This window comes from Acinetobacter haemolyticus, assembly GCF_900406815.1.
Lineage (GTDB): Bacteria > Pseudomonadota > Gammaproteobacteria > Pseudomonadales > Moraxellaceae > Acinetobacter > Acinetobacter haemolyticus_A.
This window is the reverse complement of sequence record NZ_OVCN01000008.1, coordinates 136,145-158,623: the sequence shown is the minus strand read 5'-3', so window position 1 is coordinate 158,623 and position 22,479 is coordinate 136,145. Positions and strand designations below refer to the sequence as shown.

Annotated in this window: 21 protein-coding genes and 1 other RNA gene; 13 read left to right on the top strand and 9 right to left on the bottom strand. The window is 40.0% G+C overall.

Going from position 1 to position 22,479, the window contains the following annotated elements; all coding sequences use genetic code 11:
• Positions 1 to 407: 407 nt before the first annotated feature.
• From ssrS to DK207_RS07545, 3 genes are all read right to left on the bottom strand, one after another.
• A non-coding RNA gene (gene ssrS / locus DK207_RS07555) (6S RNA) lies at positions 408 to 590 on the bottom strand.
• Between the two features lie 91 nt (positions 591 to 681).
• Positions 682 to 969 (bottom strand): cell division protein ZapA, encoded by a 288-nt coding sequence (locus tag DK207_RS07550; RefSeq protein WP_109440646.1) that lies wholly within the window; start codon positions 967 to 969, stop codon positions 682 to 684.
• The gene (locus tag DK207_RS07545; RefSeq protein WP_109440645.1) at positions 966 to 1,526 is read right to left on the bottom strand and encodes a hypothetical protein; all 561 of its coding nucleotides are present in this window, start codon (positions 1,524 to 1,526) and stop codon (positions 966 to 968) included. Before DK207_RS07545 ends, DK207_RS07550 begins: the two co-directional genes overlap by 4 nt.
• A 66-nt stretch (positions 1,527 to 1,592) precedes the next feature.
• Here DK207_RS07545 and DK207_RS07540 point away from each other — a divergent pair, with 66 nt between their 5' ends.
• From DK207_RS07540 to DK207_RS07520, 5 genes are all read left to right on the top strand, one after another.
• Complete coding sequence (locus DK207_RS07540; protein ID WP_109440644.1) at positions 1,593 to 2,228, top strand: UPF0149 family protein; 636 nt, start codon at positions 1,593 to 1,595, stop codon at positions 2,226 to 2,228.
• A 54-nt stretch (positions 2,229 to 2,282) separates the two neighbouring features.
• On the top strand, positions 2,283 to 3,602 hold the full coding sequence (gene pepP, locus DK207_RS07535) for a Xaa-Pro aminopeptidase (protein ID WP_109440643.1): 1,320 nt from the start codon (positions 2,283 to 2,285) through the stop codon (positions 3,600 to 3,602).
• A 181-nt stretch (positions 3,603 to 3,783) separates the two neighbouring features.
• Positions 3,784 to 4,995: a 2-octaprenyl-6-methoxyphenyl hydroxylase gene (gene ubiH, locus DK207_RS07530; protein ID WP_109440642.1), complete on the top strand. Its 1,212-nt coding sequence runs from the start codon at positions 3,784 to 3,786 to the stop codon at positions 4,993 to 4,995.
• Positions 4,992 to 6,224 carry an FAD-dependent monooxygenase gene (locus DK207_RS07525; protein ID WP_109440641.1) on the top strand — a complete coding sequence of 411 codons (1,233 nt, stop codon included), beginning with the start codon at positions 4,992 to 4,994 and terminating at the stop codon, positions 6,222 to 6,224. The genes ubiH and DK207_RS07525 overlap by 4 nt, the downstream gene beginning before the upstream one ends.
• Before the next feature lie 173 nt (positions 6,225 to 6,397).
• Entirely contained in the window at positions 6,398 to 6,646 is a 249-nt protein-coding gene (locus DK207_RS07520) for a hypothetical protein (protein WP_109440640.1), read from the top strand.
• A 20-nt stretch (positions 6,647 to 6,666) separates the two neighbouring features.
• Here DK207_RS07520 and DK207_RS07515 read toward each other — a convergent pair whose 3' ends face one another.
• Complete coding sequence (locus DK207_RS07515; RefSeq protein ID WP_109440639.1) at positions 6,667 to 7,116, bottom strand: Cd(II)/Pb(II)-responsive transcriptional regulator; 450 nt, start codon at positions 7,114 to 7,116, stop codon at positions 6,667 to 6,669.
• 61 nt (positions 7,117 to 7,177) lie between these two features.
• Between DK207_RS07515 and DK207_RS07510 the strand changes: the two genes are divergently transcribed.
• Positions 7,178 to 7,819: a cation transporter gene (locus DK207_RS07510; RefSeq protein WP_109440638.1), complete on the top strand. Its 642-nt coding sequence runs from the start codon at positions 7,178 to 7,180 to the stop codon at positions 7,817 to 7,819.
• Positions 7,820 to 7,875: 56 nt separating this feature from the next.
• On the opposite strand, the gene DK207_RS07505 is transcribed toward DK207_RS07510, so the two are convergent.
• Positions 7,876 to 8,478: a LysE/ArgO family amino acid transporter gene (locus DK207_RS07505; protein WP_005091056.1), complete on the bottom strand. Its 603-nt coding sequence runs from the start codon at positions 8,476 to 8,478 to the stop codon at positions 7,876 to 7,878.
• Between the two features lie 107 nt (positions 8,479 to 8,585).
• Here DK207_RS07505 and DK207_RS07500 point away from each other — a divergent pair, with 107 nt between their 5' ends.
• Entirely contained in the window at positions 8,586 to 9,476 is an 891-nt protein-coding gene (locus DK207_RS07500; protein ID WP_109440637.1) for a LysR family transcriptional regulator ArgP, read from the top strand.
• 66 nt (positions 9,477 to 9,542) lie between these two features.
• On the opposite strand, the gene rsmI is transcribed toward DK207_RS07500, so the two are convergent.
• Entirely contained in the window at positions 9,543 to 10,379 is an 837-nt protein-coding gene (rsmI, locus tag DK207_RS07495; RefSeq protein WP_109440654.1) for a 16S rRNA (cytidine(1402)-2'-O)-methyltransferase, read from the bottom strand.
• Between the two features lie 16 nt (positions 10,380 to 10,395).
• Here rsmI and DK207_RS07490 point away from each other — a divergent pair, with 16 nt between their 5' ends.
• The 4 genes from DK207_RS07490 to DK207_RS07475 all read left to right on the top strand — a co-directional run bounded on the left by DK207_RS07490 (position 10,396) and on the right by DK207_RS07475 (position 13,382).
• Positions 10,396 to 11,331, top strand: coding sequence for a penicillin-binding protein activator (locus tag DK207_RS07490; RefSeq protein WP_109440636.1), 936 nt, complete (start codon positions 10,396 to 10,398; stop codon positions 11,329 to 11,331).
• A 12-nt stretch (positions 11,332 to 11,343) separates the two neighbouring features.
• On the top strand, positions 11,344 to 11,748 hold the full coding sequence (locus tag DK207_RS07485) for a YraN family protein (protein WP_109440635.1): 405 nt from the start codon (positions 11,344 to 11,346) through the stop codon (positions 11,746 to 11,748).
• 68 nt (positions 11,749 to 11,816) lie between these two features.
• Positions 11,817 to 12,506 carry a BON domain-containing protein gene (locus DK207_RS07480; RefSeq protein WP_109440634.1) on the top strand — a complete coding sequence of 230 codons (690 nt, stop codon included), beginning with the start codon at positions 11,817 to 11,819 and terminating at the stop codon, positions 12,504 to 12,506.
• Positions 12,507 to 12,509: 3 nt separating this feature from the next.
• Complete coding sequence (locus DK207_RS07475; protein ID WP_109440633.1) at positions 12,510 to 13,382, top strand: alpha/beta hydrolase; 873 nt, start codon at positions 12,510 to 12,512, stop codon at positions 13,380 to 13,382.
• Positions 13,383 to 13,402: 20 nt separating this feature from the next.
• Here DK207_RS07475 and nudC read toward each other — a convergent pair whose 3' ends face one another.
• The 3 genes from nudC to dnaQ form a co-directional block, all read right to left on the bottom strand.
• The gene (nudC, locus tag DK207_RS07470; protein WP_109440632.1) at positions 13,403 to 14,155 is read right to left on the bottom strand and encodes an NAD(+) diphosphatase; all 753 of its coding nucleotides are present in this window, start codon (positions 14,153 to 14,155) and stop codon (positions 13,403 to 13,405) included.
• On the bottom strand, positions 14,155 to 15,801 hold the full coding sequence (locus DK207_RS07465; RefSeq protein ID WP_109440631.1) for a chemotaxis protein: 1,647 nt from the start codon (positions 15,799 to 15,801) through the stop codon (positions 14,155 to 14,157). Before DK207_RS07465 ends, nudC begins: the two co-directional genes overlap by 1 nt.
• Positions 15,802 to 15,927: 126 nt before the next feature.
• Positions 15,928 to 17,286, bottom strand: coding sequence for a DNA polymerase III subunit epsilon (gene dnaQ, locus DK207_RS07460; RefSeq protein ID WP_109440653.1), 1,359 nt, complete (start codon positions 17,284 to 17,286; stop codon positions 15,928 to 15,930).
• A 265-nt stretch (positions 17,287 to 17,551) separates the two neighbouring features.
• Between dnaQ and DK207_RS07455 the strand changes: the two genes are divergently transcribed.
• Together DK207_RS07455 and DK207_RS07450 are read left to right on the top strand one after the other, a co-directional pair.
• Positions 17,552 to 20,614 (top strand): LysM peptidoglycan-binding domain-containing protein, encoded by a 3,063-nt coding sequence (locus tag DK207_RS07455; protein ID WP_109440630.1) that lies wholly within the window; start codon positions 17,552 to 17,554, stop codon positions 20,612 to 20,614.
• A gap of 8 nt (positions 20,615 to 20,622) precedes the next feature.
• Positions 20,623 to 22,467: an extracellular solute-binding protein gene (locus DK207_RS07450; protein ID WP_109440629.1), complete on the top strand. Its 1,845-nt coding sequence runs from the start codon at positions 20,623 to 20,625 to the stop codon at positions 22,465 to 22,467.
• The last annotated feature ends 12 nt before the right edge of the window (positions 22,468 to 22,479 follow it).

The window sequence follows — 22,479 nt, the reverse complement described above, 5'->3', positions numbered from 1 at the left end:
ATATAAGGTTGGGATTGATTTCGAGATGTTAGTAATAAGACGAATCTTTGTTCATAAATAGAAATTTTAATAATCTGATAATGAAATATGATTTTATTTATATTTAAAGGAAAGTAAGGGGGTTCTTTTTTGCATCTGGCTATTATACAAATTTTAGAAAATTTCTCTTTCAGAGAGCGGACAGCGAAAAGTTTCCAACATAAAAATTGGACTACTAGTCGATAAAAAGATTAGCTAGAGGAAGTGCTTAGTAATAGAGATAAAATGAGCTCTGTATGAGCAAAGATAAACTCATGGTAATTATCCATAGCAAACGATTCTGGGTTACATGAAGGTTATCTTAAGGAAATAATAGCTAGGGAATGGAGTTTGAGATCCACAAAATTATTATTAGATTCAACTAACTAAAATGCTCCAGAGGTGCCGCTGCATGGTCGTTACCCTGAACCCGATGAGTTCAAGGTGGAGGTGACGCATATTTAATGGGTTTCCTACTCGGAGGTAGGCATACACTCAAAATATACAGAACACATCCATAAATTTAAGTATCGGCAGGGGACTAGACGTACTGGCGAACACCCTAGAGACAGTATTAAGTATAACTGATCTTGCCCTGATGGCAATGTTTGATAGCCTTTTATCTGTAACGATACTTACTAATTGATGAGGCTTTGTGCAATTTTACTCAACAGTTTGTTCAACATCTTCTAAAATTGTTTGCAGCAAACGTTCACAGTGTGCATATTGCTGTAAAGACTTGTTTAAACTAAAAACTTCCTGAGCCATTTGCAGAGCTACCATAATCACTAATTTATTATGTTCCACTCTCGGAGCATTACGACGCATATCATGAAATTTTTGATTCAATAATTCAGCTGCACGCTCTAATTCTTCACGTTTGTCCTCAGTTGTATTGAGACGAAAAGTTTGCTCAATTAAACGGAGTTCAACAACAATAGTTTCACTCATGATTGTGACTCCTCTTGAGGTTCGGCAATAGGGTGGGCGAGCTGTTGGATTTCTTGTGCATTTTGATCTTGGGCGGTGCCTAGAATCGCTAGACGTTGAATAATTGCTTCAACTTTTGATTTTGCCAATTCATTTTTTTGCAGTAAACGATCACGATCTTGTTGTAGATCCTGAATCTCTTGTATGTTGTTACGCTGTTGCGCTTGCAACTTTTCTTTGATTACACGTAAATCATTTCGCTCAGCCAAAATTTCTTGGAAGCGATTTTTTAGATCCGTGGTGCTTTTTTCCAAACGGCTATAACGTTCAGCTAAAGCTGTTGCATCATTATTCAGTTGTTTGAATTGATCTTGTAACTGAGTGAGTTGTTCAGTTAAGTTATCAACTTCATCCTGTTTTTGCGTGATGATGCTATTTTTTTGCACAATTTGTGCATGATGATCAGTTGCAGCTAATTGTTTAGCTTCAGAAAGCGAGTTATTTTCTCGCTCTAAATGACTTAAGCGTGTTTTTAAAACACCAATATGCGCTTGTAGACGCTGTAATTGTTCTAACATAACGAAGGTCGCACAGAGTTGCAATCAAAGGTAATATATACAGCAGTATAGAGATTGGATAAACGAATGCAAGACGATATTTCAGGTTGGAACGAATGGAATGCTCATTTTGACGGAATTGAAGAGATTTCAAGCCCAAGTGAGTTACATGGTTTACTAACAGGTATAGTTTGTGTGACACAAGCGCCAACTTCAGATGAATGGTCACAAATCTTAAACACCCTCAATGTACCTTCACTTTCACCCGAAGCCCTCAGAAGTTTAACCGATGAGACTGAAGATGTAGCACATGCTTTATCCGATGATGAATTAGATTATTTACCAATGCTGCCAGATGACAGCCATATACTTGCAGATCGAGTTCAAGCATTGGCAGATTGGTGTGCTGGGGTAGTACTGGGTTTTGGTTTAGCTTCTGGACATATTCGAGGTGAAGAGCAAGAGCTGATTGAACATTTACAAGATGTTGCAGCTGTTGAATTTGAAGATTCTGATAATGATGAAGAGGGTGAAGAAAGTTATCAGGAGTTGTATGAGTTTGTCCGACTCATTCCTGTTAGTCTTTCGATTGGCCGAACAAAAGTTCCCGTGGCTGAAAGCTCTTTATTGAGAAATTTCCATGCAAAAAGCCGCAATCAAGATGAAACCATTTCAGATCCACAAACGATTGTAGAAATGTTTACACCACATCGCCCGAGCTAATTGCATCTAATTTTTAAATCCCTCTTCGGAGGGACTTTTTAGTCGTAGGATAATATGAAACTAACTCAAGCAGATTTTAAACAACGTCGAGATCGCCTTGCGGAACAAATGGGCAGTAATAGTATTGCTGTTATTGCGACGCGAGCGGAAATGTATCGTAATCGCGATGCAGATTATAAATATCGTGCAGACAGTAGTTTTTATTATCTTACTGGATTTGCTGAACCTGAAGCTGTTGCAGTGATCGAGACTTTTGCTCAGGGTGAGGCATATCGTTATACGCTATTTTGTCGTGAACGTAACCGTGAAATGGAAATTTGGAATGGTTACCGAGCAGGGCTAGAAGGTGCAGTCGAACAATATCGTGCAGATCAAGCATTTGCCATCCATGAATTGGATCAGAAAATTGTTCCTCTACTTTTAAATAAATCGAAACTCTTTGTTCGATTAGGACAAACGAAAAAGTTTGATGCTGAAGTTGGTGGTTGGTTACACAAAGCAAAAGCAATGCAACGTCAGGGTGGTGATGCACCTCAGCAAATTATTCAAATTGATTCGATTATTGATGAAATGCGTTTGAAAAAATCGGCGCAAGAAATTGAACTGATGCAGATCGCATCCAATATCAGTGCAGAAGCACATACGCGTGCGATGCAAACTGTAAAGCCAGATATGATGGAGTATGCACTTGAAGCAGAACTCAATTATATCTTCGGTAAAAATGGTTGTGTGCCTGCTTACAATAGCATTGTAGGCGGTGGTGAAAATGCCTGTATTTTGCATTACGTTGAAAATAATAAGCCGTTAAAAGATGGTGATCTGGTTTTAATTGATGCAGCTTGTGAGTATGAATGCTATGCCTCAGATATTACCCGTACATTCCCTGTAAATGGTAAGTTCAGTCCAGAGCAAAAAGCACTTTACAATATTGTTTTAGATGCCCAGCTTGCTGCAATCGACGCCACTCGTATTGGCAATAATTATAAATATCCGCATGAAGTAGCAGTAAAGATTTTAACTCAAGGTTTGGTTGATCTTGGTTTACTGCAAGGTGATGTAGATGAGCTGATAGAGAGTGAAGCATTCCGTCAATTCTTTATGCATGGTACAGGTCATTGGTTAGGTATGGATGTGCATGATGTCGGTTCTTACAAGATTGATGAAGATTGGCGTGCTTATGAAGCTGGTATGGTGGTTACCGTTGAGCCAGGTTTATATATTGCACCTGATGATGAAACGGTTGATGCAAAATGGCGCGGTATTGGTATTCGTATCGAAGATGATATTGTCGTGACAGAAAATGGTCCATTGGTTCTGACCAAAAATGTTGTTAAAACTGTTGAAGAGATTGAAAGCTTGATGGCGAGCCATTAAGTTGAGATTGAAAAAAGGTCTATCGATTGATAGGCCTTTTTATTTAGCTTAATGCTCATAGCAACTTTTAAACATATTTTAAAAACACAGACCAAACAAAGTACAAATTCCCTTCCTGATTTGAGTTAGAGTAAGATAGTCCCGAAACTTAAGTCATGAAAAACTGATAAGGAATAATATTATGCAGCAACAAGTCATCATTGTCGGTGGGGGTATGGTTGGACTCAGCCTTGCTTTAATGTTGGCAAAATCTAATATTGCCGTAAAGCTATTAGAAGCTGTGAAATATCCAAATTATGATGATGAAAACCTTGCGCCTTATCATTCTAGTTTTGATGCAAGAAATACCGCATTGTCACGCCGTAGTGTGCAGATTTACCAAAAATTAGATTTATGGGATGCATTACAACAACATGCGACTCCGATTTTACAAGTGCATATTACCGAGCAGGGCAGCTTTGGCAAGGCACGCCTAGTGGCTGAACAAGAAAAAGTAGAAAGCTTTGGGCAGGTGATTGAGAATGCGTGGTTAGGTCGAGTATTGCTGACTCAAGTGCGTCAGCAGCCACTGATCGAATTGATTGATGGTGTACAAGTAACTTCATTGACGCAAGATGCAGATCAGGTACAGATCGAAGCGATGCGCAATGGAGAATATATTCATTCGCTCAAATCCAAGTTGGTGATCGCAGCAGATGGTCGTGATTCGTTCTGTCGTCAGGCGATTGGCGTGGGTGTCGATGAACATGATTATGACCAAGTGGCGATTGTCACCACTGTGCAAACTTCTAAACCACATCAACAAGTTGGCTTTGAACGTTTTAGCGCTTTAGGACCGTTGGCATTATTACCTCTACCGGGTGAATACCGCCGTTCAGTGGTTTGGCCTGTGAAAAAGGGTACGGAAGCAGAATGGTTAGGTGAAGAAAATGATCAACATTTCCTTGATGCTTTACAGGAAACTTATGGTGATCGTGCAGGTAAGTTTGAAAAAACAGGCAAACGTTTTAGTTATCCATTGTCTCAAGTCTTAGCACATAAACAAGCAGTTGGGCGTGTGGTGTTGATGGGCAATGCAGCACACACTATTCATCCTGTTGCAGGACAAGGTTTTAATCTTTGCTTACGTGATGCAGATGTGCTGGTTCGTTTCTTGATGGAACAGTTGGCCAAGTCAGATGATATTGGAAATCCAGATAATTTGCTGGCTTATGAGCAAGCACGCTTGAAAGACCAACAACGTGTGATTAAGTTCTGTGATTCAGTCGTTCGTGGCTTTAGTAATCAAAACCCAATCCTGAAATTATTGAGAAATACAGGCTTGGTTGCCTTTGACGTGATTCCTGGAATTAAACCTTTAGTTGCGAACTATGCGATGGGGCTAAAAGCATGAGTGAAATGTTAGATGTCGTCATCGTAGGTGGTGGCTTAGTCGGTGGCTTAACGGCTTTGTTGCTCGCGCAAGGTGGTGTGCAGGCAACAGTATTAGATGCTGCACCAGTGCTCGATCAAGATAAAACTTTAGCCGTGATGAACCCGCGCGTGTTAGCCCTCAGTCAGGCAACCATTCATCTATTAAAAACTGTGGATGTTTGGGATGATTTAGCCCGCCAGATGCCATATTCAGGCATGCAAGTCTGGAATAAAAATGGTTATGGCGAAATCAATTTTGGCCATGCATCAGAACAGCGACCACATGCAGATCAGGCATTGGGTTCAATGGTTGAGCCAAGTGTTTTAAATATTGCGATACAACAAAAAATGTTGCAGCAGCTCAACGATTATCGCACTCAAGTAAAAGTGGTTCGGATTGAGCCGATTTCACAAGGCTGGTTGATTCAGCTAGCAGATGGTACAACGCTGAAAACTAAGCTGTTGATCGGTGCTGATGGGGCAAACTCATTTGTACGTGAACAAGCTTATATCGATTTGGATGTCTTAGATTACAAACAAGCCGCAATCAGTTGTGCGATTAAAACCACTCAACCGAATCAATATGTGGCACGCCAAATTTTTCTACCAACAGGACCACTGGCTTATTTACCCATGGCAAGTTTAGATCCTCAAGAAAATGGTTATTGGCAATCAATCGTTTGGACATTACCCGATGATTATGCCGATGAATATTCAGCACTCAGTGATCATGCATTTATGCAACTGCTAACTCAAGAAAGTCTTCAAATGTTAGGTGAGGTGGTTGATGTACGTTCAAGAGCTCAATTCCCGTTAAAAGCACGTGCCGCACAACGATATATAAAATCAGGCCTAGCATTGATAGGCGATGCCGCACATGTGATTCATCCTTTGGCTGGACAGGGTGTGAATATCGGTTGTCTAGATGCGGCTGTTCTATGCGATGTGTTGTTGCATGATTTAAAGCGTGGGGTATGGGCAAATGAACAAACTTTATTGCGTTATGAACACCAGCGTAAAGGACAAAACGATGCCATGATGCACAGTATGTCAGCAATAGGATGGTTAGAAAGTTCAGAGTTATTTCCTTTTGTTTGGGCGAGAAATTTAGGTCTGAAACAGGTTGAACAACTGGATTGGCTTAAAGATCGTTTCATGCAACAAGCCAATGGATTGGTCGCATTGAAAGAGACGCGTTATGCGTGCTAAAAAACAGTAGATATTTTTTAAACAATCATTTATAAATCAGAGTGAATTTGGTTGAAAAAAGCGCAAATTGATAAATATTTTGCTTTGATAAACGAGAAGAGCTTGTTAAATTTCATCAAGTTCTGATGACCAAATAGCGATGATGAAGATTTAGTCATTGTGGGGAGAGTAATATGACGGAAATGAATGATTACGACGAAAATACAGAAGATGCGACTGTAGATGATGAGGAAGCGAAAGCCGCCGAGAATGGTGCGACTGACGAGGAATCAAGCATTAATGATGCAGATCTAGCTGAAGCTGAAAGCTTAACTGTTACTGCTAAGCAGAAACAACGCCAGGCTTTAGAAGATGAAGTTGCAGCATTCCTTGCACGTGGTGGGCGTATTACTGAAGTTCCGCCGGGCGAAACTCACGAATAAGTTAGAAGATTCAAAAAGCATCACGATTGTGGTGCTTTTTTATGCTGGTGTGATTCGTGTTCGCATTCTAATGGTTGGTGTAGTTCTTTTAAAATTCCACATTGTTCAATTGTACGATGTTGAGAGCATTGTTGTTTTAAGTGCATTAAATCTTGTTTAAGATGCTTTAAGTTGTTAATTTTTTGCGATACATCGGCAAGATATTGGTCAATCAAACGATCAACTTCACTACATGTCTGATCGGGGTTAGTTGATAACTCTTTGAGTTTTTGTATATCTTGCAAAGTGATACCTAACTCTCGACAATGTTTTAGAAATAACAGTTCTGAAAGCATTTGTTCAGAGTAATTTCGATAATTTCCAGCAGTTCGTTTTGCTTTTTCAAGTAGTCCTATTTTTTCATAATAACGAATGGTATCGACAGAAACACCTGCCTTTTTTGATAATTGTCCAATTGTAAAGTTCATCATGCTTGACTCTGGAGTTACTCTAGGGTTTTAAATCACTATAAAATATTAAGTGAGAAAAGTCATGGCTGGATGTGGATGTAGTACAACCTGTTCCCCAACACAAAAAATTAGCCCAAAATTCCGAAGAGCATTATGGATTGCGCTGGTTTTAAATGCATTAATGTTTTTTGTGGAGATTATAGGTGGATCGCATGCACGCTCAGTTTCATTGTGGGCAGATGCACTAGATTTTGCTGGGGATGCTGCAAACTATGCAATTTCTTTAGCCGTACTATCGATGACATTGTATTGGAGAGCAACTGCGGCATTATTAAAAGGAATGACTATGGCTGCATTCGGCGTGTTTGTTATTGTAAAAGTATTTTGGTCATGGTGGCATGGTATGGTACCAGAACCAATGTTGATGGGTGCAATTGGTGTCCTCGCGTTGCTAGTAAATGTTGCTGTAGCAGTAATGCTTTATGCCTTTCGAGATGGTGATGCGAATATGCGTTCTGTGTGGTTATGTAGTCGTAATGATGCAATTGCAAATATTGCGATTATTGTCGCAGCTTTAGGTGTCTTGGGAACGGGCACTATGTTTCCTGATTTGTTTGTTGCCTTTATTATCGCGTACTTAGGTGTTTCTTCAGGTTATGCTGTTATTAGACAGTCATTGCGAGAAAGAAAACAATCGAGTATTACAATGGGGCGAGAAGCATAGATATGTGTTGTTTAAAAAGTATCATCTACGGATGATACTTTTTCGTTTTTAATAAATTAGAGGAGTAATGAAATTGCGATGCTCCACATCATACAACCAATCATAAAATCTAAGACCTTCCATGCCTTTGGGTTAGTAAATAATGGTTTTAACAGTCTAGAACCATATCCCAGACTAAAAAAGAAAATCCATGATGCAACAATACTACCGAGGGCAAAACTGATCTTGTCCTCAAACTGTGTTGCTACAGATCCAATTAAAACAATTGTATCTACATAGACATGTGGATTCAACCAAGTGAAAGCAAGACCTGTTAAAAGCACTTGAGTTAAGGTCTGCTTTTGATGGCTCATAAGTTCTATGCTTTGAGTGTTTTTAAAAGCTGCATGAAATGCTTTAGCGCCATAGACCAGTAAAAATGTCGCACCTAAATATTTAGCAATTGTTATTAACAGTGGTGACGTAGCCATGATCTCGGCAAAACCCAATACACCTAATGCAATTAAAATGGAGTCAGAAAGTGCACACAATAAGCATAGCCAAAATACATATTGTTGCTTTAAACCTTGTTTGAGAACGAAAGCATTTTGAGCACCAATAGCCACAATAAGACCGCTACCAATACCAAAACCTTTCATAAAGACGCTAAGAGAGAACATAACAAATAAAACGGAAAATCTAGATGTGAGAATTATCTGACTTTTAAAGGTAAAATAAGTAATATTAAGAATAATTAGGTTTGGCTAAAAATAATTTAGGTGGGTGAGTGTTAGATAGTAAACAATGTGAAGCATTTCTTGCTGTAGCTGAAGCAGGAAGTTTTGATGCGGCAGGAGAACACTTATACATTACACCTTCTGCAGTATCGTTACGTGTACAAGCTTTAGAAAAGTATTTAGGACAAGTTTTAATTATTCGCGGACGACCATGTGTGCTTACTCAGGCTGGGCAAACCTTATTGCAACATTTGCGTCATACTCGGTTAATGGAACAAAATCTTTTACAAGGTTTGATGGGAAAATCCTCTGAATCGGAATTTTATAAGATTGCTTTGGCATCCAATGCGGATTCATTGGCAACATGGTTGTTGCCGAGTATTCAGTCCACATTGTTTAGAGAAAAAATTGTGTTAGAGCTTAAAATTGATGATCAATCGCATACCCATACATTATTAGAAACAGGACAGGTGAATGCCTGTATCACTGCCGAAGAGCAGGTTATGTCAGGTTGTTTAGCACAACCCCTAGGCAAAATGCGTTATAAAATGCTGGCTTCTGCCGACTTTGCAGCTCATTGGTTTAGGAAGGGTGTAAATAGAGAAAGTTTAAGAAAAACACCAGCAGTTATTTTTAATCATAAAGACTTAATGCATTCAGAGATTTTATTAAAGGGGTATGGCTTACCGATGCAAAGTTATCCCTATAGTTTTATTCCAGCAACAGATGCTTTCGTCAAAGCAATTCAATTAGGTTTGGGTTATGGCATGGTGCCTGAGTTGCAGGTTCAACCGCTACTCGAAAATGGAACGCTTGTTGATATTATGCCTGATGCCCAACTTGATATTCCACTATATTGGCATCATTGGAAACGACAATCTAAACAACTGGATGTATTAACTGAACGCATTGTTCAAACGGCGAAGCAAGTGTTGAAATAACGGTTGAGCGCTGAAAAAATGGCAAGGTAATACTCTCAGGTGATTACCTCGCATCAATATTTCCAGTTAAGCTTGAGTTAACTCTAGCGCGCGTTGATATGCCACTTTCTTTTTAATTCCAGTTAAGTCTGCGGCAAGTTGAGAAGCTGCTTTTACGGATAAATCTTGCAGTAAGCGTTTTAATAGCTCATCCAATTTATCTTGTGCCATATCTTTTTCAGTGGTTGCACCCCCAACAACGACGACAATCTCACCTTTCTCTTGGTTGTGATCATTTTGAATGAAATGAAGTAACTCTTTTAAAGTCATTTTTTTGATGGTTTCAAAGGTTTTGGTAATTTCACGGGCAAAACCTACAGGACGATCTTCACCAAATACTTCAACCATATCTTGAATACACGCCAAAATACGATGTGGGGCTTCATAAAAAATTAGGGTTTGCGTTTCATCCTTGAGTTTCTCAAGTTGGCTAATTCGTTGAGATGCTTTAGAGGGTAAAAAACCTTCAAAACTAAAGCGGTCACTTGGTAAACCGACTGCACTTAATGCAGCAATTGCCGCACATGCACCCGGTACTGGAATCACACGAATCCCATGTTCTTGAGCAGCTCGAACAAGTTTAAATCCTGGGTCACTAATCAAAGGTGTACCCGCATCGCTGATTAACGCAACTGTTTCTCCATTTAACATTTTTTGGAGAAGTTGATCAATTTTGTTACTTTCGTTGTGATCATGACACGCAGTGAGTGGAGTTGAGATATTATAGTGCTTGAATAATTGAGCAGATTGTCTGGTATCTTCTGCTGCAACCACCGAGACAGATTTTAAAATATCGATTGCACGAAACGTCATGTCATCCAAGTGCCCAATCGGGGTTGCTACAACAAATAATTGAGCACTCATAAAAGGTAACTCCATAATGTATTCAAAAAAATATTGGTTGCTACTCAGTTTGGCAGCATTGATTAGTCCAGCCTATGCGGACGTATTGGTCATTCTACCTGAATCAGGCCCTATGGCGCGAGCTGGTGAAAGTATTAAACGAGGTTTCTTGAGTGCTTATACAGCATCGGGAAGTAAAGAAAAAATTATTTTTGTGGATTCTGCAAAAAGCAACATTAATCAGATTTTTAAAAGCAGGGTCAATAAAAATACAAAATTGGTCGTTGGCCCCTTAGGGCGATCTGATATTGAGACGGTGATTAAATTAAAACCGAAAGTGCCTGTGTTAGCGTTAAATGATGTGAACTCACAGGCAGCGAATGTATGGCAATTTAGTTTGGCTAAACAGCATGATGCTGAAGCTTTAAATAAATTATTGGTCAAGGATCAAATTCAAACTTTATGGGTGTTGCGTGAATCTGGGACTGAGTCAGCAACAGAGCTATTTATGATGTCTCTAATGTCTCAGTCGCATGCTGTGATTGAAGTTATACATGAGTTACCAAAGAAACTACCCAAGAAAACAGGACTATTACTTCTTGGGGATCATGAATGGGTAATGCAACTTGGCTCTTTACCAAAACAAAATATTTATGCGACCCCAATTAGTATAGAAGAGGGTAAGTCGATTCCTATCGGACTACGTTTTTGTGATACCCCAGCTTTATATAATGGACAATGGGCGGACTTAATTGAAGCCTATAAAGAACAACCAGAGAATATGGCATTTCAACGCTTATTGGCTTTTGGTGGTGATGCATGGACGCTTAGCCAGCAGTTCCTAGTCGGTGCTGATAACCAACAATTTTCTTTTGTTGGTCGAACGGGGGCTATTGAGGTGAATGCGGGCAAGATCAATCGACAGCCTTATTGCTTTGAACAGCAGAAAAAACACATCCAAATTTTAAAATAAGATATCTCACGCATGGAACAGCAAACAAATTCTATGGGGCAATGGGCTGAGGAAGCAGCAAAGACATTGCTCCATTCTCATGGGTATCAATGTATCAGTCAAAATTATCATTCACGTTTTGGTGAAATTGATTTAATCGTTAGGCGTGGTCAAGAGCTTGTTTTTGTTGAAGTAAAAGCTAGATCATCGGGTAGTTATGCCCATGCTTATGAAGTCATTACACAAGCGCAAAAACGTAAAATTATTAAAACGGCAAAATTCTTTTTACAACGTTATCCTAGTTATTATGACTTTGATTGTCGTTTTGATGTGATTTGTTTTGATTTTCCACAGAAAATTGCAAAAACAGTACAACCAGATTTTTCAAAATTGCAGTATGATCAGCAATGGATTGAACATGCATTTACTTTGGACTGATTCTGGCAATATGATCTAAAAGTAGATGTGGAAGAATGAGCAAATGTGTGAATAGGGAGTCTTGCCAAGTGTTAAAACGTTTATCGATCACGTTACTTTGCGCTGCAAGTTTATCGGGTTGTGCGAGCTTTATTTCTGGCGGAACAGGGACTGCACCTGTTGGCACAAATAGTGGTGATCGTAGTCTAGGGCAGGTTTTTATTGATTCTTCAATCAAACGTACTGCCAATGTTAATTTATACAAATTAGACCATCGCTTTAGACAGTCTCGTATCAATATTGAAAGTTTCCACAGTAATGTGCTTTTAACTGGGCAAGTGCCTGATCCGTATTTGAAACAGCTCGCTGAAGATAATGTACGTGCAATGACGGATGTGAAAGCGGTACATAACTACATTACAGTCGGCGATAAAGTAGGTTATAGCACCATCATGCAAGACGGGACTGTTACTGCTAATACACGTGGGCTATTGATGAGAGCACCTGTTGTTTCTGATAGTAAAGTCTTAGTCCATACCGAAAATGGTGTGTTGTATGTGATGGGACGATTAAATACAGCAGAAATGAATGACTTGGATGATGTTTTACAAAAAGTTGGCAATGTGACTCGAATTGTGACTTTGGTGGATAACATTGACCAAATGCCAGGAACCACGACTGCGCGCATGGGAGCAACAACACAACCTTTGGTTGAAACCCCTGTGGCTATTGATCCTGATCAAGTTGAGCCTGTGACTATTAATCCTAGTAATCCCTAATTTATGAAACAACTTATTCAACAAGTTCAAGAAAATGTAATACGGGCGAGAGACTTTTATAAAGAATTTCGCCTGTATGACTTTGCAAGTTATTCGATTAACTATTTAACCCCAAAAGATACCTTTGAAAAGGATGAACACCTTGCTTATGGATTAAAGGCACGCCAACGTTTAGATCTATATCGAAGTAAAAATGCGAAGCCACAAAAACCGCTGATCGTTTTTGTACATGGCGGATCATGGCAGCATGGCAATAAGCGGGACTATTTATTTATTGGTGAAACGTTTGCCCGTGAAGGCTATGACGTCGCCGTAATCAATTACCATCTTGCGCCTGAGCATATTTTCCCTGCTTTTATTGATGATATTGCACAAGCTATCCATTATTTGAATCAGAATCAAACCAAATTAAAGATCTCAACGGAGAATCTGATTTTGATGGGGCATTCTGCTGGTGCATTTAATGTGATGTCTGTTGTTTATTCTGCGCAAGCGAAAAACTTTAAATATAAAGATCAAATCAAAGCAATTGTCGGTTTAGCTGGCCCTTATCATTTTGATTATAAAGGTGATCCACTTGCTGAACATGCTTTTGATCTGAATATTTCCTATCAGCAAGTTATGCCATATTATTTTATTGAGCCTAATCAAATTAAGCATTACTTGTTAATAGCCGAACAAGATCAACTTGTGGAGAAAAGAAATACACTTGATTTGGATATTGCATTAAGGGAAAAGGGTAATCATAGTCATATTTCGATTATTCCCAAGACTGGGCATATTACCATTGTTGCGACACTGGCAAGTCTGATGAGCCATTATTTCAAGACCAAACGAACCATTTTACATTTCCTGGATGAAGCATTAGATCCATGAAGTCATAAGAAAAGCATCGATTAGGATGCTTTTCTTTTTTCAGTCATCTGCATAATCATGCTATGGGCAATACTTCCTTTAAATGGAATCTGTGGTAACTGATCGAATTTAAAAAATTGAGCATCACTGATCTCTTCAAGCTGTAATTGGATCTCTCCAGACTCATACTCAGCATGAAACGCGATCATCAGATTGCTTGGGAAAGGCCAAGGTTGGCTTGACATATAACGTATATTTTTAAGCTTCAGACCAACTTCTTCCATCGTTTCACGTTGTACTGCTTCTTCTAAGGTTTCACCAACTTCAACAAAACCTGCAATCAAACCGTACATATTGCTTTTATTATGGGCTGATTTGGCGAGTAATACTTCATTGTTACCGCGTGTGATAATGGTGATCACACAAGGTTGCACACGTGGATATTGATGATAGCCACAAGCTGGACAAATCATGGCATATTCTTTGGAGTGAATTTCAGTTCGATGGCCACAATGACTACAGAACTTATGATTGCGTCGCCATTCGAGCAGTTGTACTGCACGACTAGCCTGAAGGAAATCATTCGTTGACCAAGTCTGAATCAAATCGCGGATGGGTACAAGTTGAAGACCTTCAGGAATGATTTCATCTTCTAACAGGTCACGTGCGATGACATGATCATTTGGATGTATGAGAAGATCACTTGCTAACTTTTCAACTTTGGGTAGTTGAAGATTTTCATCGACTAACAGTTTTTGGTGTTGAAAAATATAAGCAAGTGATCGTTGAGACATTAGGCTGCTATCGTTTGTAATTGCTGACTATTTGATAATGCCACATCAAACATAGATTGCAATACAGGTTGTTTATTTCTCAAGTTATCAACCAACAAATCTAAACCTGCAACAACATTCAAAAGGCAATTGATTTGTTCAGCATCTAAGGTTTGGTTTTGGACCAAACGGTGTTGAGCAAAATCAGCAGCACCTAATAACGCCGTTTGTTGAGCTGTACTGCCTAAGAATTGCGCTGCACCTGAAAGTTCTTTGAGATAATCAGGCAAAGCATCAATATTGTGTGAAGTTGGATCCTGAGCATATAAACTCAATGTCTGAGTTAATGTTTCGATCAAGGTTTTCGTTTCGGTTAATAACGCTTTGTGTGCTTCATCTAAACGATCAAGTGAGATTTGCAGGTTATTTACACGGAGCTGTAAACGACTAGATGTATAATTACGCTCTAAAATTCCAATGGAATTCATTGAAGCCAAAATACCGTTCATTAATTGCTGAACAGAATTGGCATCGGTTAAGAAGTCTGAATGACTGAGTTTCTCAGCTTGCTGTGTGATTTCGTGAGCAGCTTCATTTAAATTGAGTACTTTGAAAACATTGGCAAGTTGATTGAGCTTTTGCTGAATCTCTTGAGTCTTTTCAGTAGACATGTTTTGGTAGTTGTACTCAATTTCATTTCGAATTTGAGCCATCTCATCCGTCATTAATCGGCTAACAGTATGAATTGTTTCATAATCTGGGCCATATAAATGACGACTTAATACTTGAAGCTGGGTGTCGCTCAGCAATTCGTCACCAATATTGAGTTGATCACGAATATGATGCGAAATATTGTTTTCTTGACTAATACAAATCGACAAGACGTCAGCAAGATCACTGAGTTCAGTTTGATATGTAGAAGGCTCAGTTAAGAATTTTGCAATATTGGTTTCAATTTGAATGAGTGTACGTAGTCGAGCTTCAGTAATGGTCACTTCATCAATCAAGCTTAATGCGACGTTGACTAATTGCCAATATTGTTGACTTGGTAGATCAGTTGACAGTCCAGCCAGATAAACACCAACAAGTTTGATACCTTGTAAATCAAGTGGGGTTTCAGTCTGTTTAATCAGTTTATGCAAACATAACTTATAAAGTTGATGGATGTATTGAGATTTTTCTAGCGTTGGGGCAAGTGGCAAATTGAAACGCGGGCTGATCAAACTAAGTAGAGGCTGAATTGTTTGGCCTTCTTTGGTTAAAGGCTTGCCTAAAGCCAGCTCTAAACGATTCAAGGTATCGAGCAAAAACTGAGGGACTTTAACTTCGCGTAAACAGATAAACTCAATATAGCGTTTCAGCATCGTGGTACCTTCACTCAACGCCACCACATCACTGGTTTTAATCTGTTGAGGTTGGGCCATGATCTTACGCATAAGTTCACTTGAGTATTGAGTAATTTGCGATAAATGCGGCATATCGATCAGTGCAAGTACCTGCGTGCATTGCTCAAACTGATTGAGTGCATCATCAATCCCGAAGGGTAAAGCTTGTTCTTCGGCAAGGGTATTGACCGCTGTTTCTACCAATTTAATCGAATTGTCGATTTCATTTTTTATTATTAGTAATGCCGTTGGGTCGAAATGAATCGAGGTTTGGTAAGACATATGACCTACACCTTTCCTGAGTTGTTATATCCATGGACCTCCTTGGGAGGAGGTCTAAATCACTTAGAGTTAATATAACTTAACTTTGAAGGCTTGAAATATAAAAAGCGACATTGATTCAAAAATTTATTTTGCGAAAAGGCAGGGTTCTCCATGTTTTTCCTCAAATTGTTTGACCCACGTCTCATGTTCATTTAACTCATGTTCAGATGGTCGAATCACCGCTAAGTCAATTTGGACGCGTTGACGTGTGGTTTTATTTTGATTTTGTTCGTTTTGAGATAAGGCATCGATGTCAAAAGAAACCTGCCCACCGGTCATCGCGAGATAAACATCGGCTAAAATTTCAGCATCGAGTAATGCGCCATGGAAAGTACGATCTCGTGCAGGAATCTCATAGCGTCTAACCAATGCATCTAAGGAGTTTTTTTGCCCTGGATGTTTGTTCTTTGCGAGTGCTAAGGTATCCGTAACTTCACACACATCTGAAAGTAAAGGTAAGCCCACTCGTTTGAACTCCATATCGAGGAAGTTCATATCGAATGTTGCGTTATGTGCAATGATTTCAGCACCCTTTAAATAAGCAAACAGGGCATCTGCGATTTCTGCATATTTGGGTTTATCTTGTAGAAATTCATCAGTGATACCGTGCACATCAACAGAGTCGCCTACAGGTTTTTCTGGATTGATATAGATATGAATGGAACTACCAGTGAGTTTACGATTGATCATTTCAATCGCGCCGACCTCAATGATGCGATCACCATCTTGGTAATAAAAACCCGTGGTTTCAGTATCGAGGATCAATTGACGTGGACCTTGTAATTTTAACTTGGCATCAGTCACGACAATATGCGGATGTTGAGTAGTTTCGATTGATTCTGTCGTTTGGACTGAACTCTCTATTTCTGTTTCTACCACTGGAGTTTCTAACTCATTTTCAACCTCTAATTCATCGATCATTTCATCTGTATCAAGGTCTAAGCCCAAAGGATCATTTAAAAGCCAATCGGCTTCAGGCTTTTTTATATCAGCGTTAGCCTGTATTGATGCTTTGAGGTGTTGAGCAGTTTGTTCTGCACCTAAGTTTGCGAGTTGATCCGCCATTTCATTGCCCGCATGGCCAGCATGACCTTTGATCCAATTCCATTCGATATCTCGGTTGGCACATACGGCATCTAATTTTTTCCAAAGATCGGGATTTTTAACATCTTTCCAGTTTTTCTTTTTCCAACCATGAATCCATTCGGTAATTCCCTGTTTTACATAGTTAGAATCTGTCCAAATGATCAGGTGTGCATCGATCGGACAAAAAGAAATGCCTTCAATCGCTGCTTGTAGTTCCATGCGATTATTAGTGGTTTCAGCTTCACCACCGAACAGTTTATGTTCTTCTTGCTCTGTGATGATGTATGCCCCCCAACCACCTAAACCCGGATTGCCTTTACATGCGCCATCAACATAAAGTGTGATTGTTTGTGACATATTTGAACCTGAACAATATTTGAGTGAAAAGCTTGAACTATTTTGCAATAAAACCAGCAAAATGGGTAAAGAGAATATTAGCATTCCCCCGAAGATCATGCATTGTAAAGCTAAAATCAAATGTTGTGAGTTACAAAACTCATGTTTTTTAATTTCTTGTAACATTTCCATGCAAATCGCGTTAAATTATTGCCTTGTCTATGTAGCAGGCTTTACTACAATGGCTATCAAAGTAATAACTAGCGTAAGTTGACTGGAAGATTTTATGTCTAAATCGAGCACATTGGTGTCGCGCACATCTGCAACATCATTATTCAAAATTACTGTACTCACTTCTGCTTTAGCTGCGCTGGGAATTACAACAGGTTGTTCATCGACACCTCATTCTGCAAAAACTTCATCTTCTAAGCAACTTGGCTCAGGTTATTTGGATGCGAGTAGCTTAGACTCGCTTGAGGATTTGTTATCTGCAACCGATATGCGTGCTGTAGAGGGTGATCGTTTATTGGTCTTGAAACATGGTGATGTATGGAAACGCATGACTGTGGGTTTTAAGATGGATTTGAATCGTTGGGACTCTCGTATTGAAGCTCAGCGTGGTTGGTTTATTTCTCGCCAACCGTATTTGGATCGTTTGAGTGCACGTGCCAGCCGTTACTTATATCACACAGTGAAAGAAGCTGAACGTCGTGGTATGCCGACAGAGTTAGCATTATTACCTGTAATTGAAAGCTCTTATGATCCAGCAGCAACAAGTAGTGCGGCTGCAGCAGGTCTATGGCAATTTATTCCGAGTACAGGACGTATTTATGGTTTACAACAAACCAGTCTTTATGATGGTCGCCGTGATGTAGTTGAATCTACTCGTGCAGCCTATGAGTTTCTAGGAAGTTTATACAATCAGTTCGGTTCTTGGGAGTTGGCTCTAGCCGCGTATAATGCTGGCCCAGGTCGCATACAACAAGCGATTAACCGAAATCGAGCCGCTGGTTTACCGACTGACTATTGGTCATTGAAATTGCCGCAAGAAACCATGAACTATGTGCCACGCTTCTTGGCAGTTGCACAGATTATTAAAAATCCAAGTGCGTATGGTGTGGCTTTACCACCGATTGCGAACCGTCCACACTTTCGTGAGGTATCATTGGCTGGGCCTATGGCACTGAACGAAATTTCTGCAATCACGGGTCTAAGTCGTGCTGAGTTATATGCATTGAACCCAGCACATCGTGGTGAGGTGATGGATCCGACAAGCCCGATGCGTATTCTGATCCCCGCAGATTTAAGTCCATCTATTGATGCTCGACTTCGTTCAAATAAATCATCTGGCGGTTTCTGGGCGAGTAAAACGCCACCGCCAGCAATGAATACCTCATCCAATACCAGTACAACAGTTCGTACTACGACAAGTGCGACGTCACCGTCTAGCTCCACTGCCGTAAAAACAACACCTACCATAACGGCAAGTAGTACTCCAAATCGTCCAACTACCACGACGGCGAATACCAAGATCTCTACACCTAAAGGTTCTGATGCATTGGCCTCATTTGCGGCAGCAGCAGATGTGCCAAGTGCCCCACGTATTCCAGTGGCAGTTACACCAGCTGCAAATGTAAAACCAGTGAGCACTGAGCCACCGATTTCGGGCAAGGAACGCGAGCAAATTCTTGCAATAATGAAAGCTGAAGGCGAACAAAAATCAGTTGCTCAAGTATTAGAGCCACAAGCCACGCAAGCTGAAAAAGATCAAGTTGTAGCTGAAATCAAGGCAATTGCGCCGAAGGGCACTGAGATCGTCGATCCATTTGATGGGAAAATTAAGTTAACAGCGATCCAAACCAGCCAGTCTGTGGCGGATGAGAAAGGACAAGAGGTCAGTAAAGGCTTTGCTTACCCTAAAAATCTGGTCGAAGATAAAGTTACAGCAAGTAGTGATGATGCCAAACGTAACCAAGGTAAACCTTATATCAGCACAGATACAGAGGTGGTTGTAGTTGCACCAAAAGGTAAGCGTAGTACTTATGTGGTACAGCCAGGGGATACTTTAGCTGTTATCGCTCAGAAAAATGGTGTCAATTGGCGTGATATTGCGAAGTGGAATCAAATTGATCCTACGGGCACTTTATTCGTTGGTACGAGCTTATATCTATATGACGCGAAGCCTCAAACTGAGACTGCTAAAGCGGCTGAAACAAAACCTGAAAGCTATGTGGTTCAGTCTGGTGATAGTCTGACCAGTTTAGCCAGTCGTTTTGATCTAACAATTAAACAATTGGCGGACTATAACAATCTATCTATTACGGATGGATTATTGGTTGGTCAACGATTAACGTTAAAAGAACCAAAGAATAATTCTCGTACATCACAGCAAACAGCGCGTGCAACAGAAACAAAAGCGGCAAATTCACAAAAAGTCGCGACCAAAACATATACCGTTAAACGTGGTGAGTATTTGAAACTCATCGCAGATCGTTATGCGTTGTCAAATCAAGAGCTGGCTGATTTGACGGATGGATTGTCTGCATCAAGTAGTTTGATGGTGGGGCAGCGAATTAATGTCCCATTACAAGAAGTGGGACAGACTGAAGATACGAGCAATACCAAGAACTCGGTAAAACATGAAAATGTGACTGCTTCAACTAGTTACAAGACTGAAAATTATACGGTGCAGCGTGGTGATACCTTGTCGAGTATTGCCACTCGATCAAAGATCACATTGAATGAGTTGGCTGAATTAAACAATTTAAAAACCAACAGTGGCGTTCGACTTGGACAAAGCCTGAAGATTCCTGCTGGATCCACGGTGCCAGAGCAGTATGTGGTTCAGTCAGGCGATAGCTTGAATGCGATTGCGAGCCGATACAATTTACAGGTGAGTTACTTGGCTGATTTGAATGGTTTAAAACCGACCTCTGGCGTTCGGATCGGACAGCGTCTGCAATTAACAGGTGAGGTTGCAAGAGCTGAAACTCCAGCGCCTACAGAACCAACAAGAAATAATGCAAGTACATCAAGCAATCGTAATGCGAATACTGAGCAATATACTGTGAAAGCAGGTGAGTCTTTAAACAGTATTGCGACTCGTTTGGGAATGACAGGGCGCGAACTTGCTGATCTCAACCAGTTGCGTGCAAATACAGGCTTACAACGTGGTCAAACCATCTTGATTCCAAAAACAGTGACTGAATATCGTGTTAAACGCGGCGATACTTTAATTGGGTTGGCAAGTCGTTATGGGATGCAAACCACTGCATTAGCAGAAATGAATGACTTGGCTCCAAATACGCAGTTACGTATTGGGGATGTTATTAAAGTTCCAAATTTATAAGGATAAATATGCACTTGTCTCATGGAAGAGCACAAACTCTCATCCTTTTATTTGGTTTAGGATTGAGCAGCCAATTCAGTTTGGCTGCTCCACAAACTACGCCTTTTTTGGCTGTACACGCAACCCCTCAATACACTCAGTTAAAAGTGATGCCTTATGCAAATGCCAATGCACCTAAAGGTGGGATTCTAAGCCAATCTAGCAATGGTACCTTTGATAACCTGAACAGTATGAATGGCAAAGGCAGTTCAACAGATGGGATCAATTATCTCTTTGATACGCTCATGGATCGTTCTTTAGATGAACCGAATGTCATGTATCCATTGCTTGCAGAAAAGGCAAGCTACGATCCGCATAAGCCTAAATTTGTTATTTTTTATTTGAATCCTAAGGCTCGGTTTAGCAATGGTGATGCGCTAACCGCTGATGATGTTAAATTTACCTTTGATACCTATCAGCAAAAAGCCAATCCCGGCTTGAAGATGTATTTATCAGATTTGGAAAAGACAGAGGTTTTATCGAGGCATCAAGTCAAATTTACCTTTCGGTCTGATGATAATGCAGAAATGCCGCTGATCGTGGCAAGTTTACCGATTTACTCCAAAAAAGACTGGCAGAATAAAGATTTTACTCGGGTAACGATGCAGCCAATTTTAGGCTCAGGTCCTTATTTGATTGATCGGATTGATGCAGGGCGGAGTATTACTTATAAACGGAATCCAAATTATTGGGGCAAAGATCTTCCAGTCAATCGTGGACGTTATAATTTTGAGCGTCTCAGATATGTGTACTATCGCAATTTAGATGTGACCTTTGAGGGGTTTAAATCTGGGCAATTTACATTACATGAAGAAAATACTTCACGCCGTTGGGTGACAGAATATCAATTTCCTGCCATTCAAGCAGGGCTTGTCAAAAAATATAGTGCAAATCTCACTAAGCCTTTAGATTTCCAGAGTTTTGTATTTAATACGAGACGTAAACCTTTAGATGACATTTATTTGCGCAAAGCTTTGAGTTATGCCTACGATTTTGAATGGCAAAATAAGGCTTTGTTTTATGGACAATATCAACGTTTACAAAGTTATTTTGCAAACAGTGAATTAGCCGCAGTGGGACGACCGTCTTCCGCTGAAATGTCGGTCATTGATCCTTACTTATCAAAATTAAACCCATTGATGCAAAAAGGCTTTTTGGCAGATTGGAAATTTCCTGCATCAGATGCCAGCGGTTTTAACCGACAAAATCTTTTGTCTGCTCGCCAAATCCTACAGGACGCGGGCTATCTGGTAAAAAATGGGCGCTTGCTTGATCGACATGGTAAGCCGATTGAAATTGAAATGCTCATTCATCAAGATGGTTTGCAACGCACGCTGATGCCTTTTGTTCGCAATCTAAAGCGCTTAGGAATCACGGTAAATATTCGGCATGTTGATGTGCCGCAATATATTGAAAGAATGCGCCGTAGTGATTTTGATATGACCACCATGCGTTTACCGCAAACCATTACCCCAGGTAAAGAGCAAGCTCAGTTTTGGGGTAGCAAGGCCGCAGATGAGGAAGGGAACTATAATTTTGCAGGTATTAAAAATCCTGCGATTGATCAAGTGATCCAAAAAATTATTGCTGCTGAAAGTCGTGAACAAGTGGTATTACATACCCGCGTATTGGATCGTTTACTACGTGCTGGTTACTATCATATTCCAACCTATGGCAAGCCTGAAACATGGTTGGCCTATTGGGATATGTATCAACAACCTAAGAAAAAACCAAAATTATCTGTTGGTGTGGATTACTGGTGGGTAGATGCTGACAAAGCGAAGAAAGTAGATCAATATTTACGTAGAAAATAATCAGTCTGGACA

Coding starts and splice junctions, on each gene's coding strand:
- DK207_RS07540 (WP_109440644.1), top strand. CDS start 1,593: ATGCAAGACGATATTTCAGGTTGGAACGAATGGAATGCTCATTTTGAC.
- DK207_RS07550 (WP_109440646.1), bottom strand. CDS start 969: ATGAGTGAAACTATTGTTGTTGAACTCCGTTTAATTGAGCAAACTTTT.
- nudC (WP_109440632.1), bottom strand. CDS start 14,155: ATGTCTCAACGATCACTTGCTTATATTTTTCAACACCAAAAACTGTTA.
- DK207_RS07455 (WP_109440630.1), top strand. CDS start 17,552: ATGTCTAAATCGAGCACATTGGTGTCGCGCACATCTGCAACATCATTA.
- pepP (WP_109440643.1), top strand. CDS start 2,283: ATGAAACTAACTCAAGCAGATTTTAAACAACGTCGAGATCGCCTTGCG.
- DK207_RS07520 (WP_109440640.1), top strand. CDS start 6,398: ATGACGGAAATGAATGATTACGACGAAAATACAGAAGATGCGACTGTA.
- DK207_RS07490 (WP_109440636.1), top strand. CDS start 10,396: ATGTATTCAAAAAAATATTGGTTGCTACTCAGTTTGGCAGCATTGATT.
- DK207_RS07510 (WP_109440638.1), top strand. CDS start 7,178: ATGGCTGGATGTGGATGTAGTACAACCTGTTCCCCAACACAAAAAATT.
- DK207_RS07475 (WP_109440633.1), top strand. CDS start 12,510: ATGAAACAACTTATTCAACAAGTTCAAGAAAATGTAATACGGGCGAGA.
- DK207_RS07525 (WP_109440641.1), top strand. CDS start 4,992: ATGAGTGAAATGTTAGATGTCGTCATCGTAGGTGGTGGCTTAGTCGGT.
- DK207_RS07545 (WP_109440645.1), bottom strand. CDS start 1,526: ATGTTAGAACAATTACAGCGTCTACAAGCGCATATTGGTGTTTTAAAA.
- DK207_RS07465 (WP_109440631.1), bottom strand. CDS start 15,801: ATGTCTTACCAAACCTCGATTCATTTCGACCCAACGGCATTACTAATA.
- DK207_RS07485 (WP_109440635.1), top strand. CDS start 11,344: ATGGAACAGCAAACAAATTCTATGGGGCAATGGGCTGAGGAAGCAGCA.
- DK207_RS07450 (WP_109440629.1), top strand. CDS start 20,623: ATGCACTTGTCTCATGGAAGAGCACAAACTCTCATCCTTTTATTTGGT.
- rsmI (WP_109440654.1), bottom strand. CDS start 10,379: ATGAGTGCTCAATTATTTGTTGTAGCAACCCCGATTGGGCACTTGGAT.
- ubiH (WP_109440642.1), top strand. CDS start 3,784: ATGCAGCAACAAGTCATCATTGTCGGTGGGGGTATGGTTGGACTCAGC.
- DK207_RS07505 (WP_005091056.1), bottom strand. CDS start 8,478: ATGTTCTCTCTTAGCGTCTTTATGAAAGGTTTTGGTATTGGTAGCGGT.
- DK207_RS07515 (WP_109440639.1), bottom strand. CDS start 7,116: ATGATGAACTTTACAATTGGACAATTATCAAAAAAGGCAGGTGTTTCT.
- dnaQ (WP_109440653.1), bottom strand. CDS start 17,286: ATGTCACAAACAATCACACTTTATGTTGATGGCGCATGTAAAGGCAAT.